The following is an 18,485-nucleotide window of genomic DNA, read 5'->3' on the forward strand; positions in this document are numbered from 1 at the left end:
GGTCTATACGAGCAAGAGTGAAGTGTATGGCGAAAGGACTGCTGCGAGCGATTGAAGCACTCAAGCAATCGATATTCAAGGAGGGATGGGCATGAACGTGGTATGCATTGGTTCCGGCTACGTCGGTTCGATAACGGCAGCATCTTTCGCCAAATGGGGGCATCGAACGACGATCGTAGATGTGGACCAGCGCAAAATCGATCTTATCAATGCAGGCAAAAGCCCCATCTATGAACCCGGGTTAGATACGCTAATCGCTCAGCTTGTTAAGGACGGGTTAGGTAAGCTGACTGCAACAACGTCATATAGCAGCGTTTCTGAAGCGAATGTCGTAATCATCGCCGTCGGAACCCCTTCGTTGAAAGACGGCACTGCGGATTTGAAATACGTTAAATCGGCTGCGGCAAGTATAGGTACCAATCTAAATCCTAATAGGTTTACGGTGATCGTGAACAAATCTACCGTTCCCGTAGGAACGACGGATATGGTAGCTTCAATCATTGAAGATGCCTCAGAATTAAAAGCGGATGAGAACTTCGCGGTCGTGAGCAATCCTGAATTTTTAAGAGAAGGTTATGCGCTGGAAGACGTATTTGGTCCCGATCGAATCGTCGTTGGATCGAATCATAAGCGGGCGAGACGAGTGATGAGGCAGATGTATAGCGAGTTATTGAAACATGCACCGAAAGTCAAATATGTCGAAACGGATGTGAAATCGGCTGAATTGATTAAGTACGCTTCTAACGCTTTCCTGGCCGTGAAAATCAGTTATATTAACGAAATGGCTAGGTTGTGCGAATCACTGGGTGCGAACGTGCTTGAAATTGCCAAGGGAATGGGGCTTGATTCGCGCATTGGGGACAAATTCCTCCAAGTTTCAAGCGGGTGGAGCGGCAGCTGCTTTCCGAAAGATACGAAGGAGTTGCTTGCTACAAGTCGGAAATACGGATGTGATCTTAGCATCGTAGAAGCGAGCGTTACATCTAACGAGAGAATGCACCGTTACTGCGTTGAAAAGATACAACGTCAGTTAAAAACGTTAAACGGGAAAACGATCGGGATTCTGGGTCTGACATTTAAACCGAATACGGACGATGCGCGTGAAACCCAAGCCCAGTATGTCATTCGGACGTTGCTCAGGATGGATAGTAAAGTGAATGCGCATGATCCGAAAGGGATGGAAATGTTCCAAATGATGAATGAAGGACTCGCTGTACAGTATTGCTTGCAGGCAGAAGAGATAGCTAAACGTGCAGATGCGCTTATTCTGTTGACGCACTGGGAGGAGTACCGGGCGTTAGATTGGACTCGGATTTTTCACGCTATGCGAACGCCTTATATTCTGGATACCCGAAATTTTTTGGACGGCAATACACTACGTGCCATCGGCTTTCATTATGAAGGGATAGGTGTGTAAGTCAAGGGTCGGACGAGGGTAGCAGTGAAAAAAGATTATTCCAGCAGCCGGATTACATGCAACGATTTATGATGAATAGGGTAAGTTGAAATAGAAGGAACATTCAAAAAATCGCCGTCCATGCCAACGATGGACGGCAGTATTGTTTTTTTGTCACTTTTTTGCTGTATCGTAGATATGAATACATATGGGGTTTACAACAGGATACATGTCATCTGGTGAAACAATATAGGCATCAATTTGAATGGATCCGGGCAGCTTAGGGAATTGGCAGTCAATTTGAAGCTCTTTTAACTCGTAATACGAACCCGGTGTAAGAAGAATTGGTTTAATCGATCGAATGCGGTATTCGCCAGTCTTTTTGCCATGGGAGACCCAGTCTTCTCTATCAAACGACCAGCCCTGCTGTGGACCGTTCTTTGTCTTCATGTACACCCCGAATACTTGAATTAAGCTCGGGGATAGTACTTTTCCGCTCAGCTTCCCTATGTTTTCTGGTGAGATGTGAATCATGATTTCAGGATTTTCAAGCGTTTCACTGCCTATATTTCGAAAGAATAAGTTCGCATAAATGGAAATACGCTGCATTTCAAAATCGATATCGGTAAAATGCTGAAAGTACGATTCGATCCCTGCAATTTTGTTCGGTTCATTCATCGGTAGATTCCCTTTCATTGATTTCGGGTTATTTTAAATAAGAAATGAACGACTTTATCTTTCACGCTTTTCTTTCTTGCATCATCACGATGATCAAGCGGTACCACATTCGATTGCGCCTCTGTTATGATTTCATTTCTTGTTTGTACCGGCGAAAAGACTCTGTTCGATGCAAGGACGAGCGCTTTTTGATCCACATTGGATGTGTGAGTGTGATGAGTAGTCGCTTTGCGTATGGCTAACTCTTCGTTCAGGATCAAAAGCCGTGCCTTCAGGGCTGCAACATGCTCTTTCCACATTTTTATCGATTGTTCTAGCTGTTGTTGTTCGGATAGAAGCTCCTCTTTCTGCTTGATCATGGACACAGCAGATGCCATCCAGCGTTCTGTAAACAGCAGAGATTGACGAAAATCTCGATCGGACCTGTATTGATCGATACCGAATCCCATTCGTTCGTTTAATCGATGAAGACTGTCTGCGAACCAATAAGGGGTTATGATGCCAAATGAAGGATTCTCCGTGATGGCAATCCATTTCACGAAGGATTCCGCGTTTTCTGCTTTAAAGGGTCCCCAAGAGCTTGTGGATCGTTGGTAATGAAGCTGATACAAGAGATGATCGGCTACCCATATACATCGAAGCTGTTGTCCTTCCATGATGAATGTTGCATGCTCCACCTTGACATACGGTATCGTGATTGCACTTTTGGTGCTCGCAAGCATGCGCTGGGCATGATCTAGCTGGTGGTAAGTGAGATGCAGCCGACCTTGATAGAATTGCAGGATTACGATATGCAATGTTGCATCTACTTCTGACGCTAGGAGCGGGAACAGCCTGCAATGATTATTCACTTCCAAGATTGTGAGCGGGTCTAACCATTCTTCTTTGCCATGATCATATTGCAGCAGACAGAACTGTCTGCTGTTCTGAAGGCGAAGCGTATATCCCAGCGTAGTTGTTTTGTCGTTCATTTGAAGTTGAACTTGTTCAATATGATCCGATTCGATCAATATCGTCGGTTCAGACCAGTGGACTCCTGAGAGTTGTCTATATTCCACTCGATTTGCATAAATGAGATACAAATGAAGTTGATTTGAGCGGCATCCTAATTGAATATCGGTGACGTCATCTGCATTCCGTTCCATCGGGTACAATTGGAGTGTATATTTGCGAGGATGCAGAACAGCGTGAATCAACATATTACAATGATCGATATAGACCATGTGAATAAACTGTTGTTCATCTTGGCATATGCCGAGTCGCTCGGGATTGCCCTCCAGAAACAGCTCGTTCGGATGCTCTTGCAAGCAATGTTCATGAGGAGCAATGACATAACCATGTTCTGTCGGCTTGATGATGGATAAATGATAACGATTTGCTGCGATATGGTGGATTTTCATTCGAATTCCTCCCAACCAAGCGAGCTCAAATCAGTTCAATATCATCCTATTCATGAATCGAACTGCGGAGAACTATAGGGATTGAATGGCTGACACGACATCCTGTGCGGCTTGTTCCGGCGTAAAATGCTGCCGAATGTACTGTTCAGCTGCTGCACCTTTGGCTTGGGCGGAGGTGTAATGTTCATAGACATAACGCATAATCTCTTTCAAATCAGAGACCGAAGCTTCTGCCCAGAGCTGATCACTCTGATAGCCGTCATAATAGGCTTGAGGTTTGACGGGAATGAGTTGGTATGGTATCAGATAACTGTTATCTTTATGAAGAAAATCTGTATGTCCACCCCATCCGGTTGCGATCACCGGTAATCCTCGTATAGCCGCCTCCATCATCGGGTAGCCGGCGCCTTCTCCACGGCTCGGCAGTACAAAGGCATGACAGCTTGCATATAGTGCCTCCATCTCCACTTCACTGCGAATCTCCAAATCGACATAGACGGGGGCTTGAGGCTCGAGGATATGCAATTTTTGTTTCATTGCTTCAATTTCTTGAAGTATATTGGGCGAACCTACAGTCTTAATGACAAGTGCCACGTGATCATGCGCAGAGAATGTCTCCCAGTAAGCTTGAAGAAGAAGATCGAACCCCTTACGTTCAATCCATGAGAATACAGACAGAAAGCGAAATGGAGGGAGATGCATCAGATATGCTGGACGATGCTCCGAGTAAGCGCCTGATTCCGGCTTGATTAAGCAGGGGCGAACATAGTGCAGCGGCACCCTAACGCCAGATGAATGAAATGCTTCCATGTTATGGCGGCTGGGTAAAAAGACCGAATTCATCTGGTTTGCCTGTTGCACCCACCCTACTGATATTTTCGATGTTTCCCAATAGGTAAACCCAACCGAAGGATGCAGCTTTCGGCGCCATATTTCCGGAATTTGATGGTAGATGTACACTTTGCGCCCAGGTGATTTTCGTTTGGAAATTAAGTGTTGCAGAATAACTTGCTGGTTGCGAGGAAGTTCTACCGCTGGGAGATGGGGATCGAACGCTTCCACTTTCACATCGACTCCCAAGGCATGGAGTGACAACACATATTGCCTTGATGCCTTGGCATATCCGGTAAAATCAAATATATTCCCAACCCAAATGATTTGCGTCATGGTGGTTCCCTCCCTACCTCAGAGTGTATTTGTCAGATATGAGAATTAGAAGGAACAACGCAAAAAACTCGCTTTCCGCTAGGTAAGCGTGAAGCGAGTTGACGAACAGTTCTGTGCCCGTAGTTAGGCGCCAAATTGGCGAAGCGTGTGCTGTAATCGATGCATAACCTCGGTCCAGTTGTAGGTCTTAGCCGTTTCCAGACCGTTCTTCGCTATATACTCGGCAAACCCCCGGTCTGTTAGCACACGGATGATGCCTCGTGCTACAGCTTCGATATCACCTTTTTCAACTAGCACGCAGTTCCATCCGTCTTTGCAGAATTCCTCATTGCCTTCCGCTTTGGTAGTTACGACCGGTGCTCCGCAGGCCATCGCTTCCAGAATTGGAAGCCCGAATCCTTCATGCATGGAAGTCTGAACGAACACGCCACAATTGGCATAGAGGTAGGCAACGCCAGGGTCATCCTGATGTGAGAAATGCATCGTAGGTATGCCGAATAGGTGAGGCCTCTCGGTGCCAAATGTTACCATAGATGCCTGTCGAACATGTCGCATGACGAGTTTCATCGCTTGGACTGTAACTTGGAATCCTTTCAAATGTTGACTTTTACGGCTGCAGGCGAGCACGCGAAATGGATCATAATCGTGGGTACGATTCGGTTTGTAAATATCTTGGTCCACGGCAATAGAGATGTTGGTCGCTTGTTTCTGGAACCGCTCCAACAGCTGATTTGTCGTCCAGTTCGCAATGGTCAATATATTCACGGGTGCTCGATAGGTTTCTAGCACTCTAGCCTGCATTTCTGGTGATTGTGGGTAATAGCTTTCCTCTATATCTTGCACGAGGTAGAGCGGGACGCCAGTTCCGCCTTGGTTTGGGTCGCAACTGTACCAGACCGTGGGGAGAGTTTTCCACCAAGTAGCGATTTTAATTGCATTTATTTGCTTTAATTCCTTCAGCATCGCAGGGTAGTTCGGAAAACTTCGTACCGGGACTTTCAATGGATACCAGTTCGGGTGTTGGTCAAGCGCAAACACCTGTACTTTCATGCCGGCATCGTGCAGTCGGTTCGCTTGCTCGAGGACATTCTTAATGCCGCCGGCAAGACCGATTACTTCTAGCACATAGATAATTTCAAGTTTACTCATTATTTAGAATCGAACCCCCATCCATTTAGACCAAAACGTATTTTTCGACTCCAGTTCCTTTCTACGCCAGTAAGGATTTTTATTGGCGGGTGTCGTGCCTCGCGTTTGGCCTTCCAAGTGTATGGCATTGGCAGTACCGCAGTATATAACTCTCCAGCCATGCTGTTTCGCACGGTAACACAAATCAATATCTTCATAAGCAATGTAATATTCTTCGGACATCATACCGATGTGCTGAAACAGTTCCTTATGGATCAGCATAAGCGCTCCGGTAACAGCATTAGCATCTTCAACAGCAAGTGCAGGAGGATGATTACCCGGAAGGAAGCGGTAGCGGTGATCGAAATTTCCCCTGCCCGAATAGTAGACGCCTCCGTGCTGTATCGTATGATTCGAGTAGAGAAGTCTTGCACCTACAATCCCAACCTTTGGTGTCGATTGGATCGTATGAATCATGGGGGCAAGCCAACCCTGCTCATGGAAGACGATGTCATTGTTAACGAGGAGTACGTACTGTCCCTGGGCTTCTCGGATCCCGGCATTCACCGTAGCGCTAAATCCGCTGTTAGACGGTTTAAGAATGCACTTGATCGACGCAGTATTAGCCCATTCTTTTAAAGCCTGCTGAATGTGACTTGGACTTCCGTCATCTACAATGATGATTTCATAAGGTGTTTCCGATACGGTCTGTATGAAGCTGTGATAACATTGTTTCACCAAGTCAACTTGATTGAAGGTTGGGATAATGACACTGATCATGTACAGAACTCCTTCATGAGTTACCTTGAAATTTCGAGCAATCGATGAAGCATGTTCGCGGCGCTATGTTTCCATGAATAACGCTGCGTAATGGTTTGTCTACCGGCTTGTGCCTTCATCGCTGCTTCGTTTGGATGGGTATAGACATAACGTATTAACTGCTTAAGATGATTTTTATTTGGAATGGCCCAGAGTAAGCGAGGATTGTTTGAACTTGCATGTACGAACCCTTGGACAGAAATCATGTAACCGTTTGTTTCATTGAGAAAATCGAGATGGGCTGACCAATTTGTCGTAATGACAGGAAGTCCCGTCGCCATCGCTTCCATAACGGTTAGACTCCAACCTTCTCCACGCGTTGGAAGGACATAACAGTTGGCGCTATTATAGAGTGCTGCAAGCTCTTCTTCCGTCCAGCTTTGGACGGAGGACAGCAATATGACGTGAGCAATGTCTTGAACTCCGATGCTCGAAGCGATTTGTTCAATGTACTTCTGTTGTACCGCGATTTCGTCTTCCGAAGATGCGCGTGTTTTGATGATGAGGCAGACGTCTTCGGAAGCTGTGAATTCTTCGAGAAATGCAGAGACCAGCGTATCAATCCCTTTACGTCCATCAAAGGAACAGACGCTTAGAAAAGAATAACTGCGTTGGCCTGGTATCGATAAGGGGGCTTTGCCAGGGGTGAACATGGACGTATCCACACCGTATGGCATCACTCGAATTTTATGCGGCAGGACCCCGCTCTTGATAAAGGTTACACGGTTAAATTCAGAAGGGACCCAAATTTCATCCATCATATTGCATCGTTTGGACCAAGTAATCGGGATTCGACTGCATTCAAACATGGTCATGCCGATGCAATACGATGAGTCTCTTCTCGTAAAGTAAGCTGCAGGATAATGGAAAAACGAAAGATGACGCTCGGGAAGCGGGGTGTATACCAGCGAGTTAAGAAGCGATTCCTGCTCATTGCCAAGAGGAACTCTAACCACTTCATGATGTATTGGCGTATAACGAACTCGAACGCCGTGCTGAATCCATTCTGATATGATATGTCGGTTTGCCTTGGCATACCCTGTCGGTTCAAACATAGTCCCAATATTGTTGATGAACGGTAGATTTTCCATCTAACAAACTCCCTGCTGTCGGAAATGCTATCCATAATCGATCTTGATGTTATTTACATATGTAATCATGGGTTAAAAGGACACGGCATTTTGGTTTAATATCTTTTTCTAATAGGAATACACGCCCTCACCTTCATGAACAACCATGACATAATCTATTAGTATACATTTGCCATCTGTCACAATACCTAGAGAGAAGGGATAGGGATGCTCATCTATGGTACCGAGCGCATGAAGAAGAGTCAGATTAGACCTTGGTATTGTATGAAGAATACAAAAGTATGGAAGAGCAGCAAAATAAAATCATGCCAAGTAACGGTAAGAAAAGAGGATCAATCGATTGGCAAGACAAATTCTACGATTACATGGATCCCCGTAAAAAAAGCAAAAAAAAGAAAAAAGAATCGTGTAGAATGCAAAGGAGCTTTTATTCCGTCCCTAGCTGTTCATAAGTTATGTAAGTCTATTACTGCTCCCTCAAAGCGTTCATGTTACCGAAAAAAATCAAAGAAGAAAGTCTATAAATCCAAAATAAAAAAGAGACGTATACCTAAGTATATGGCTTTAAGCCAGAATTCGTTCCCGAGTTCTCCTACAGTTCCACCTGCAGCTTTGAACGTTATAACCCCCGACTTTGGAAGGCCTGCAACCAATCTTGTTGTGCCAACAAGTTCGCCGTCAGATCTGAGCATGCAGGAACCGTTGGCTATAGCGCCTGAAATCCCTCCTGGTCATCCTAGTCCTGCAACCGTTCCATTCATAGAGTCCTTTGTTCGGACAACTAACGCTTTCCACCAACCTGTTTATATTCAAGCCCCCAAAATTCTTGCCAAAATCAAGGTTCCCGTCTGCATTCACGCAGAGGTTTCTTTTGATCACCCTGTATTGGAAATCATGCGGGAATCCGAAAGCGTGGTTCTCAACGAATGTCATTTGGTGGCCATTCACACTCAAGATTGCTTCGTTAATGAAGGAAAATTATTTATTGAGGGATGTATTGTGACGAACATGGAGTATGCTGCGGCTGAAGTATTGTCAGACCAAGGAATTAGAGGAGATATCTATCATACTTCGGCGCGGATTCCTTTTACATGCTGCACTCATATCAACTTTAATGAAGGGAATGAGCCAGTTCTTGCAGCACAAGGAAACGCTTCATCTCTATTTATTAATTCGAAACATCAAGGACCTGAGCCGCATCTTAACTATTTCTCGAACCAAGCGGTATATAATCAACAGCCATATTGCGAGCTCGTCAGTTATACGATCGATGAGCTTGTACAAGGAAAAGGAATGGTAAGGTCTGATGAATGCTGCGGTGAGAAGACTTTCAAGGTACTAACGAAACATATTGTTCTGCATCTTATGATTGAAGTGTTGCAGGTTCAGCAAGTTCAATTGGACTGCCAGAAGCTATTGTAAAAATGGGGAGGTTAATCGGGACAAAGCACGGATGCATAACCTTCTGGACCCTAATATAAATAGTATAAAGACATGAAGGGGGGGATCAAATAAGCCACCTGCGAGATGTCCAGACCCTATCATGTTAAAAAAAAGCATTAAGCTTACTATTAGAGGAGGTTGCATCTATGTATAATGACCACAAAGAGCACAAGGAAATGCCAAAACCACACAAATCCGATTGTCGAGTGAAAAGTGAAACTCTATCGGAAAGCATGAACGTAGATAGAACACCGCGTAATACGATTAAAGTTCCAGTCGTATTGGCAGAACCAGAAATTCAATTCTGTGTTGAGAGCACGATTTGGCTGGATAAACCAGCACTCGAAATCAAACGCGTTCTGAAAGATGTATTCATCGATCAATGTCGTTTGGTAGCAACAGACATCTGCCATGAGACTAACACAGTGAACAGAGGTAAACTATTTATTTTTGGTCATATTCGTAAAAATATTGAATTTGCAGCTGTCGACCATGAATCCCATCCTGGCGATTGCGTTCATGGTAACATCCGCCACAATACGGTCTGTGTCGATTTCGAAGCATGCACACCAATCGATTTTACCCATGCTTCCTTCAAACCGGATCTTGCGCCAATTAATAAAAAATCATTCGAATTTTTGGATAAAGACGGCGACAGCCCGAATTTGAAGATCAAACAGTTCCATAATGAAGTTTTCTACAATGAACTTCCATTCTGCGAGCTTGTAAGTGCTAGATTTGACGAAATTGATTTTGGCTTCAAGAAACATGAGAAACACCATCATGGAGAAGGTTGTGGTCATGATGGCGATTGGGATGATAAAAAAGTTGATTGCGATTTGGATAACACATTCCAAAAAGTGAAAGAAAAAATCGTCCTTCATGTTACTGTTAAATTGTTGCAAATTCAACAAGTACAAATTTGCTAATAGATTCGAGCACAAAGAAGACGGGATGACGGATTTGCCGTTGTCTCGTCTTTTTTATTTTGTGGATGAGGGGAATAGACGTCTATACCCATTATTGCAAAGGTGCATATAATAGATCACTGATGGTTTATGTGGTGACACGTCTTAGATCAAGGAGGGATTCACATCAAAACGGCTGTGTTTTCCGTTGCTCAAAAGCTGCAATGGCCTAATATATATTTATCATCCAAGCTGATTCATGGCTGCCACCCGGATTGGGATTATTATGTATTATTTTCGGAAACGCGAGAAATTGGCATTCATATGAATCAAGTCGATGGAAAATTCTTTATTCGATCTATTCCCGAGCTGGATGGATTCGCTTCAATATTTGATAGCGGAAAATATGGAATCCCTGAAATGTTTCATTGGCTGCAGGTACGAAATGGTTATACGAATGTTATTTATTTGGATATAGAAAGTTACGTCTGCGATCCATTAGAGGAAGTAACGGAAGCGTTAAAACTTGGAAAAGGCTTGGTTGTGGTATCGAATCCGAACCTTCCCCATGAAATCTTGATGTTGGCACTTTCGAAGCAAATCGACATGTCCTTGCTCGTACAGAAATGGAATGAAGAAGGGATTCAGGAGTTCATTCGCAGCGTGTCGAACAAGATTCAATTTCAGCAGCCAAGATATCAGTTCAGTTTAGGTGATGATAATTGGTCTCAGATCCAATATATCTCGGGACAAATTTATATCGGAGGCGAACGTTTGGCATTATTTCATACCCAATGGATTCGAGATCGTGTTCTGGATAAAGGGCTGTCAGAGAATGGATATCAGCATTTGATCTATGCTAGGAAATTCGAATTATTTCTAAATCAAGCATGCCAAAGGATTCATAAGTATAGAAGTATTGGCGGTGAAAATCCATTCCTGCATAGCCCGATTTTTCTATCGGAACAGGCTCGTTTTTCGGATCGTACATTAAACATGCCACTCATCACCCCACTTATGGCGATGATTTGGTCTATGAGAAGTGATTTACAAGCCGTATTTTCAGATCCTTGGGGGTATCAACGTAATCTGTTCTGTCAGTGGTTCGTTATTTATTCACCCCATGAATACCAATTCACGTCAGAATATATTCAACCTGTCCAATCCTCAATGCATCAGTGGAGCTTTTGGAACATGAAGCAGAAGGGAAGATAGCGGTGCAATGAACTATACTGGGATATATTGGATGGGTCCTGTATTTGACATGAGTGGTTACGGGAATGTGTCTCGAAATTATATTAAGGCTTTGGAATCTGCGGGCATCCCTGTTTTTATTCATTCGACTGGAGGGAATCATGCACAGATCAGTCATGAAACGAGGCAATGGTTGCAGCAGGTTTCTACTACCGAATTAGGAGATCGGGTCATTTTTGTTCGACATGGACTCCCTGAATTATTCGATCAACATATCCCTGTCCCTAATGTCGTGAGGAACGTTGGAATCACATTGTTCGAGACCGATCGAATTCCGGCGAGTTGGGTTGCTCTTTGCAACAAAATGGATGAAATATGGGTACCTAGCCAATTCAATCACAAGACATTTGCGCAAAGCGGTGTGTTACCTTACAAGTTGAAGGTTGTTCCCTACGCGATTGACATTTCTGTCTTTGATCCTGAAAGATCGTATCTCAAGTATCATATTCCTGGAATTATGCCATCGTTTGTTTTTACTTACATTTTTGGATTTGATTTTCGCAAAGGATATGATTTATTGATTCAAGCATTCTGCGAAGAATTTGCACCCTATGAAAATGTGATGCTAATCCTAAAAGTATATATACACAGCAACCATTCATCAGAATATGTCATGGCTGAAATAGCTTCCAATATTCCTCCAGAGCGATATCAAAAGCAGATTATCATTGTGCTCGAGTCACAAAGTCATGATCAATTAATCAGTTTGTATCGCAGCACAGATGTATATATATCGATGGATCGTGCAAGCGGTTGGGGGATGCCGGTGATGGAGGCGATGGCTCTCGGTATTCCTACCATTGCCATACGTTGGGGAGGGGCTGTTGAATTTATGAATGACAGCAATAGCTTCCTCATCGAGCCTGAGGATCGGCTCATTCCGGTATCGGAGAAGCTGCAATTATCAAGGCCAGAATACTACCTTGGACATCAGTGGGTCGATGTGAAAATTAATCATGTTCGGGCAGCCATGAGAGAGGCTTATGTAAACAAGGAGAAAAGAGAAAAAGTCGCTAGGCAAGCTGCCTACGACATGCATACGAAATATTCGCCTCAAAGGATCGGCACGATGATCAAACATCTTATATTGTCTATCTATTAAAAGGCTTTGTATATAATTCCTGATGGGGTTTACCGCCCCATTTAGCTACATAGTAACGCTCATATAGTGGAAATGTAACATTGTGCAATCGCGCCAGCTGCGGGTCCGATTTAAACGTCGTTCCTCCACCGTTATGATGTGTGACGATATGATTCGTCTTCATGACGGGATATCCTGCGAGCGTCAATCTCCAATAATAATCTTGATCCGCGAAATATCGAGGAAAAGTAATGTCCCATTCACCGACCAATCGCATGGCTTCTACATTGAATGCGATAAAAGGAGGCGACGCATTCGATGTGAGGACTGCCCCCCAGTTCTGTTTTGTAAGAATTAGATTTTGTACATAAGGCAGGAATGTTGTAGATACGATTGCGTCGATTTCAGCATCGTTATGCATAAAAAGGATGACCTCATAGGTTTCAGTAATCGCTTTTTGATACATCAAGTTCATCGTTTGACTGAAGCTAAGAGGGACAGGGGGTTCTATGACTCTGATCATTGTCGGAAAGGAATGCGTACGCAGTTCTAGTTCTTCCGAGTTATCAATAATGATCGTGTTATGCCAATGGGGTTCAATGCTTTGAACGGCACGGTATAGTAAATCAGGTCGGTTGACATACCCAATTCCCAGCAAATATTTCATCTTTTTCTCGACTCCTCCTTATCGTTCTAATCCGATAGATTAAAAGGAGTTATGAATAACTCCTGATTTGGAATTCCTCCCCATTTCGCTTCATAATACCCGGTGCAGATGATACCACTAGCCATCGCCAGAAACATAAGTTCTGGATCCGATTTAATGGTGGAATTGCCGCCATTGTGGTGTGTGATTGGTAAAGGGATCGGCACCATTTCAAAGCCTCTCAGCCTCATTCGATAAAAATAGTCCATGTCGCTATGATAAACTTGCAGGATGGGGTCCCATAACCCAATTTCTTTAACCGCGATCATATTTAATGCAAATATGGTGAATTCGGATGTATAAGCCACACCCCATCGCCTCTTCGTGCGTAATAGCTCTTGAACCGCATCTAAAAATGAATGAGTCGTATTTGGATGAGCCTCGGCATCGGTGTGCATATATAATACGGTCTCGCATGATTGCTCTTCTGCAAGCTTGATGAGATAGTTCATGGATTGCGAAAACGTAAGCGGCGTTGAAGGGGTATAAACATGTACATGTATGTCTAATGGCAGGCGAAGGGTTCGATCATTAGAGCCATTGATGATTATAACGTTTTCCCACCAGGGGCGAATGCTATGAAGCGCTGTTTCGAGTAAATCGGATCTATTTTTATAAATAAAACCTACCAAGTATTTCAAAAGATCACCCCAATTACGAAATGAACTATGCATTGAAAGGAGTTATAAATGTCTCCTTCCAGGGTTCTCCTCCCCACTTCAACCTAAATAGTTGACTATAGATCGGCCATGTTGCTTTATTCCAAGCTGTAAGATAGGAATCGGATTTTATCGTAGAGCTTCCGCCATTATGGTGAATAACCGGGAGATGTGTCCAAATCAATTCATAATTCGCAAGCCTCATTCGATAGAAATAATCGCAGTCAGAATAGTATAGCGGAAACGTAGTATCCCATAATCCTACAGTCTCCACAGCTGCCATGTTAATGGCTGCAAGCGTATCTCCGTTGGTGAAAGCAATTCCCCACCGGGTTTTACTGTGAATCAATTGTTCAAGTATGGATAGGAAGAAGTCAGGCGTCTCTAAATGCGCTTCCGCATCATGTTGCATGTATATTGCTATATCGCAATATAGTTTTTTAGCTAACCGCAGCATGTAGTTCATAGATTGGGTAAAAGTTAATGGGATGGGAGGTTCATATATTTGTACACCGGGGGGAAAGGAATTCCTTACGTGTTGGAGATTTCTTTCCGGTGAGTTGTCAATGATCACGGTATACTTCCAATACGAAGGAATACTATGAATCGCTTGTTGTAGCAATTGAATATCATTTCTCCATGGAATGACGACAATGTATTTCATGACTAACCTCCAGTCTAGGGACACTCCTTCACGTTTATCCTATTCATATCTTTCCATAAATGCTTGAACATATATCTATCATTTCATAATTGGGTACCTTCGAATGGAAGCAAGCCAATAACTAATTCTTTTTATGCAAGTCACTTCTAATCTGAATGAAGAATATACTAGTCGAATAAGGAAGAGAAGAATATTCAGGATATGAAGCTAGGTTATGGCAGGAAGGGGGCTGTTATGAGTCAGCGGGTATGTCGTTTCTGTTCAAGTTCGGAGTTGCATAGTTTTGTCGATCTTGGGTTAACACCGTTATCCAATTCATTTGTACATGAGTCAAATTTGGACAAATATGAGGTGTTCTATCCGCTCCATACGTATGTCTGTCAAGCTTGTTTCTTAGTTCAACTCGAACAATATGAGTCTCCCAAAGAGATTTTCTCGCAATATGCCTATTACAGTTCGTATTCGGATAGTTGGTTACAACACATCAAAGAATATACGACTCGAATGATATCGGCTTTGCGGTTAGACCAACAATCCAGTGTTATCGAGATTGCAAGCAATGACGGTTATCTATTGCAATATTTCTTGGAAAATGAAATCCCCGTTCTAGGAATCGAGCCTGCCCAAAATGTTGCTGCAAAAGCAATGGAGAAAGGCATACCTACGGTTACTGAGTTTTTTGGAACCGAACTCGCGCGTCAATTGCGGAATCGTGGCTATGCTGCCGACTTGTTAATAGGAAATAATGTGCTTGCGCATGTGCCGAATTTAAATGACTTTGTTGCAGGGCTGAAAATTCTCCTTCACGAACAAGGTGTAGTAACAATGGAATTCCCGCATATGCTGCGGTTAATGCTAGGGAACCAATTTGATACGATCTACCATGAGCATTTTTCATATTTTTCACTCCAGACAGTTCGCAATATATTTGCACAGTTTGATCTTGAAATCTATGATGTCGAAGAGCTGCCAACGCATGGGGGATCATTAAGAATTTATGCCAAACATCAGGAAGACGTATCGAAACTTGTTACAAGCCGCATAGAACACATCGTAGAGCAAGAACGGATCGCTGAGCTTAATTTACTTTCCACATACCGTAATTTTTCACGCAAAGTAACCCAACTCAAACGGGATATTCTTCATTTTCTCATTCAACAAAAAAATACTGGAAAAACGATCGTTGGATACGGTGCTGCTGCCAAAGGAAATACATTGATTAACAGCTGCGGCATCAGTAAAGACTTCTTGGCATATGTCACGGATAAGAATCCTTACAAACAAGGGCTCTACCTGCCGGGCTCCCGTATCCCTGTATTTCCTCCAGACATGATAAAAGAAACAAAACCGGATTATGTCCTGATCCTGCCATGGAATATTGCGGATGAGATTATGGCGCAGACGGAATACATTCGAGCATGGGGCGGCCAATGGATTGTCCCGATTCCAGAAGTGAAGGTCATATCATGATTTTCCGGGAAACGCCTTTCATAGGCTTATATCTCATAGAATTAGAGCACATTGAAGATGAAAGAGGATACTTTGCAAGAACGTTCTGCAGCGAAGAATTTAGCATGCGAGGACTTAACCCCGATATCATACAGTGTAATTTGTCCTACAATCGTAAGCGTGGGACCATTCGGGGGATGCATTATCAGTTGTCCCCTCATGAGGAAGCTAAATTAGTTCGTTGTATTCGCGGAGCGGTCTATGACGTTGTCATTGATTTACGTCCGGCATCAGCTACTTACGGGGAGTGGTACGCCATAGAACTGAACGAGCAAAATCGCAAGATGCTATATATTCCTGAGGGGTTTGCGCATGGATTTCAATCTTTGCAAGATGATACGGAGGTGTTCTACCAGATGAGCCGTTCATATGCTGCTGAAGCAGCTTCCGGGATTCGATGGAATGATCCTTCTTTTCAGATAACATGGCCGCTACCCTGCACAGTGATTTCGATTAAAGATCAGAATTATTCGGATTATGCGCTATGATGAAAATTCTGATTACAGGCGCTAACGGGTTTATTGGGAAGCATGTGTGTTCGTTATTCGCGAGAAGAAATGTGGAAGTTCACGCTGTGTCGAGAGGGAAACATATTTCAGTAGATACGAGTATCCTATGGCACGAGATCGATCTATTACATGATAAGCAAGTGGCTTCATTGATTCAATCGATCAAGCCGACGCATTTGATGCACCTTGCTTGGGAGTCCACGCCGGGTGTTTATTGGCGTTCGTCGGATAATTATCAATGGGTAACGGCATCGATGAACTTAGTCGAGCATTTCTATCGTAACGGCGGGCGAAGGATGATCGCTGCAGGAACCTGTGCAGAATATGACTGGCGTGAAGGGATACTATCGGAGCAGCAGACCGCTTTAACCTATAGTTCTCCATATGCCGCTTGCAAAAACAGATTTCAAGAGCTCTTGCATTCATTTTCGACTCAGACTGGATTAAGTACCGCTTGGGGTAGGGTGTTTTTTCTCTATGGTCCCAATGAGTCACCTTCGAGATTGGTTCCTTCCGTTATTCGTTCACTTCTTCGGGATGAGGATGCCCTCTGTACGGAAGGCACACAAAGGCGCGATTATTTATATATCGAGGATGCGGCGGATGCCTTGATTACTGTAATGGATAGCGAGCTGCAAGGGCCAGTCAATATTGCTTCGGGGCAAGCCATTCAGCTGAATGAATTGATCAAGAAGATTGCCGTGAAATTGAATAAGCTTGAACGAGTAAAATTAGGAGCAATCCAACATGCAATGCATGAACAACCCCTGGTCCAAGGTGATGTTCAAAGACTAAAAGAGTTGCATTGGTCTCCGAAGTATGATTTGGACAAAGGCATCGATTTCACCCTAACATGGTGGAAAAAAACGATGGAGGAGGGGCATGGATGACATTCATCATGAATTGCCCGGTTTGCGACAATGCTCAAACCAAGCCTTTTTTATCGCGACATCATGTCCCTGTTCACCAGAATATGGTGTTCGAAGAGCGAGAGAGTGCTGTAGATATGATACGCGGTGAATTAACGTTATTCCTTTGTGATCAGTGCGGGTTCGTATACAACGCTTCGTTCGACGATTCTAAATTAAATTACAGCGCAATGTATAACAACATTCAGGACTATTCATCTACCTTTCATCAATATACCGATGAACTTGTCGAGCGTATTCTTAAGAATTTGCCTAATCCTGCTAGCACCATTGTGGAGGTAGGTTGCGGAAAAGGACGCTTTCTCCATAAATTATTCGTACGGAATCAAGCGTTAAAGGGCTATGGTTTTGATCCGAGCTATGAGGGGGACGAGAGTCAATGTGATGGACGGCTCGTCTTCATTAAAGACTTCTATGGTCCACAATATGAACATATTCAGGCGGATGTCATCATTTGCCGTCACGTCATTGAGCACATCCAGCAACCTGTTGAGCTACTGACAACGATAAGAGAAGCGCTGAGGAATTCTCCGAATGCTCGCGTATATTTTGAAACCCCTTGTCTGGAATGGATATTGCGAAATACCGTTGTCTGGGATTTTTTCTACGAACATTGCTCCTACTTCTCCATTCCTTCTTTAACATTTTCTTTTCAACGAGCCGGATATAAGGTGGATAGCTATGAGCATGTTTTTCTAGGTCAGTATCTATGGTTCGAAGCCGTAGTCGATGGTACATGGCCTGGGGAGCAACAAATTGTCGATTCGAGTACAGTTCTCGCTTTAGCTGAACAATACTTGATGAAGGAGAACGAAAAGAAAGGGCGTTGGGCGACAGCGCTCGAGCACGCGTTAGCAGATGGGGCTGTGGCGGTTTGGGGCGCCGGCGCTAAAGGCGTTACATTTGCGAATCTATTTGATCCTTTGAACGAGAAAATTACATGCTACGTGGATGTGAACCCTAGTAAGCAGGGGCGCTTCCTTCCGGGATCAGGACATTCGATACTCCATTATCAGTCTTTACGAACAAAGAAGATTCGGCATGTCATCTTAATGAATCCGAATTATCGAGAAGAAGTCGAAGGGTTGGTTGAGGAACATCAACTGTGCTCCAAGTTAGTCGATTTAACAGATGAATGAAGTGA

At 43.7% G+C, this 18,485-nt stretch carries 18 protein-coding genes; 9 read left to right on the top strand and 9 right to left on the bottom strand.

The window, feature by feature from the left end; genetic code table 11:
* Positions 1-91: 91 nt before the first annotated feature.
* Entirely contained in the window at positions 92-1,417 is a 1,326-nt protein-coding gene (locus tag GCU39_RS30940; RefSeq protein WP_152396991.1) for a UDP-glucose dehydrogenase family protein, read from the top strand.
* A 153-nt stretch (positions 1,418-1,570) separates the two neighbouring features.
* On the opposite strand, the gene GCU39_RS30945 is transcribed toward GCU39_RS30940, so the two are convergent.
* The 6 genes from GCU39_RS30945 to GCU39_RS30970 all read right to left on the bottom strand — a co-directional run bounded on the left by GCU39_RS30945 (position 1,571) and on the right by GCU39_RS30970 (position 7,679).
* Entirely contained in the window at positions 1,571-2,074 is a 504-nt protein-coding gene (locus tag GCU39_RS30945) for a D-Tyr-tRNAtyr deacylase (protein ID WP_152396992.1), read from the bottom strand.
* A 14-nt stretch (positions 2,075-2,088) separates the two neighbouring features.
* Positions 2,089-3,474: a hypothetical protein gene (locus GCU39_RS30950; RefSeq protein ID WP_152396993.1), complete on the bottom strand. Its 1,386-nt coding sequence runs from the start codon at positions 3,472-3,474 to the stop codon at positions 2,089-2,091.
* 72 nt (positions 3,475-3,546) lie between these two features.
* Positions 3,547-4,641 carry a glycosyltransferase gene (locus GCU39_RS30955; protein WP_152396994.1) on the bottom strand — a complete coding sequence of 365 codons (1,095 nt, stop codon included), beginning with the start codon at positions 4,639-4,641 and terminating at the stop codon, positions 3,547-3,549.
* Positions 4,642-4,764: 123 nt separating this feature from the next.
* Positions 4,765-5,790: a glycosyltransferase family 4 protein gene (locus GCU39_RS30960; RefSeq protein WP_152396995.1), complete on the bottom strand. Its 1,026-nt coding sequence runs from the start codon at positions 5,788-5,790 to the stop codon at positions 4,765-4,767.
* A 3-nt stretch (positions 5,791-5,793) separates the two neighbouring features.
* Positions 5,794-6,549 (bottom strand): glycosyltransferase family 2 protein, encoded by a 756-nt coding sequence (locus tag GCU39_RS30965; protein ID WP_152396996.1) that lies wholly within the window; start codon positions 6,547-6,549, stop codon positions 5,794-5,796.
* Positions 6,550-6,569: 20 nt separating this feature from the next.
* Positions 6,570-7,679, bottom strand: coding sequence for a glycosyltransferase family 4 protein (locus tag GCU39_RS30970; RefSeq protein WP_152396997.1), 1,110 nt, complete (start codon positions 7,677-7,679; stop codon positions 6,570-6,572).
* Between the two features lie 231 nt (positions 7,680-7,910).
* Here GCU39_RS30970 and GCU39_RS30975 point away from each other — a divergent pair, with 231 nt between their 5' ends.
* The 4 genes from GCU39_RS30975 (at position 7,911) to GCU39_RS30990 (ending at position 12,386) form a co-directional block, all read left to right on the top strand.
* A complete protein-coding gene (locus tag GCU39_RS30975; protein WP_152396998.1) occupies positions 7,911-9,101 on the top strand; it encodes a DUF7852 domain-containing protein in 1,191 nt (396 codons plus the stop codon).
* A gap of 167 nt (positions 9,102-9,268) precedes the next feature.
* Positions 9,269-10,051, top strand: a complete 783-nt coding sequence (locus tag GCU39_RS30980) for a CsxC family protein (RefSeq protein WP_227793389.1) — start codon at positions 9,269-9,271, stop codon at positions 10,049-10,051.
* 303 nt (positions 10,052-10,354) lie between these two features.
* Positions 10,355-11,245 carry a hypothetical protein gene (locus tag GCU39_RS30985; protein WP_193726697.1) on the top strand — a complete coding sequence of 297 codons (891 nt, stop codon included), beginning with the start codon at positions 10,355-10,357 and terminating at the stop codon, positions 11,243-11,245.
* Positions 11,246-11,276: 31 nt separating this feature from the next.
* The gene (locus GCU39_RS30990) at positions 11,277-12,386 is read left to right on the top strand and encodes a glycosyltransferase family 4 protein (RefSeq protein WP_227793390.1); all 1,110 of its coding nucleotides are present in this window, start codon (positions 11,277-11,279) and stop codon (positions 12,384-12,386) included.
* On the opposite strand, the gene GCU39_RS30995 is transcribed toward GCU39_RS30990, so the two are convergent.
* Genes GCU39_RS30995 through GCU39_RS31005 form a run of 3 tightly spaced genes read right to left on the bottom strand, consistent with a single transcriptional unit; the run spans position 12,376 to position 14,394 of the window.
* The gene (locus GCU39_RS30995) at positions 12,376-13,032 is read right to left on the bottom strand and encodes a glycosyltransferase family 2 protein (protein ID WP_152397001.1); all 657 of its coding nucleotides are present in this window, start codon (positions 13,030-13,032) and stop codon (positions 12,376-12,378) included. The two genes, GCU39_RS30990 and GCU39_RS30995, sit on opposite strands and share 11 nt — an antisense overlap.
* A 26-nt stretch (positions 13,033-13,058) precedes the next feature.
* Positions 13,059-13,712 (bottom strand): glycosyltransferase family 2 protein, encoded by a 654-nt coding sequence (locus tag GCU39_RS31000; RefSeq protein ID WP_193726698.1) that lies wholly within the window; start codon positions 13,710-13,712, stop codon positions 13,059-13,061.
* A 25-nt stretch (positions 13,713-13,737) separates the two neighbouring features.
* Entirely contained in the window at positions 13,738-14,394 is a 657-nt protein-coding gene (locus GCU39_RS31005; protein ID WP_152397003.1) for a glycosyltransferase family 2 protein, read from the bottom strand.
* 234 nt (positions 14,395-14,628) lie between these two features.
* On the opposite strand from GCU39_RS31005, the gene GCU39_RS31010 reads away from it, so the two are divergent.
* From GCU39_RS31010 to GCU39_RS31025, 4 genes are read left to right on the top strand one after another with little or no spacing between them, the layout of a single operon-like run.
* Positions 14,629-15,864, top strand: coding sequence for a class I SAM-dependent methyltransferase (locus tag GCU39_RS31010; protein WP_152397004.1), 1,236 nt, complete (start codon positions 14,629-14,631; stop codon positions 15,862-15,864).
* On the top strand, positions 15,861-16,391 hold the full coding sequence (gene rfbC / locus GCU39_RS31015) for a dTDP-4-dehydrorhamnose 3,5-epimerase (RefSeq protein WP_152397005.1): 531 nt from the start codon (positions 15,861-15,863) through the stop codon (positions 16,389-16,391). Before GCU39_RS31010 ends, rfbC begins: the two co-directional genes overlap by 4 nt.
* Positions 16,388-17,302: an NAD-dependent epimerase/dehydratase family protein gene (locus tag GCU39_RS31020; protein ID WP_152397006.1), complete on the top strand. Its 915-nt coding sequence runs from the start codon at positions 16,388-16,390 to the stop codon at positions 17,300-17,302. Before rfbC ends, GCU39_RS31020 begins: the two co-directional genes overlap by 4 nt.
* Positions 17,299-18,480, top strand: coding sequence for a class I SAM-dependent methyltransferase (locus GCU39_RS31025; RefSeq protein ID WP_193726699.1), 1,182 nt, complete (start codon positions 17,299-17,301; stop codon positions 18,478-18,480). The genes GCU39_RS31020 and GCU39_RS31025 overlap by 4 nt, the downstream gene beginning before the upstream one ends.
* Positions 18,481-18,485 lie beyond the last annotated feature (5 nt).

Source organism: Paenibacillus guangzhouensis, assembly GCF_009363075.1.
Taxonomy (GTDB): domain Bacteria; phylum Bacillota; class Bacilli; order Paenibacillales; family Paenibacillaceae; genus Paenibacillus_K; species Paenibacillus_K guangzhouensis.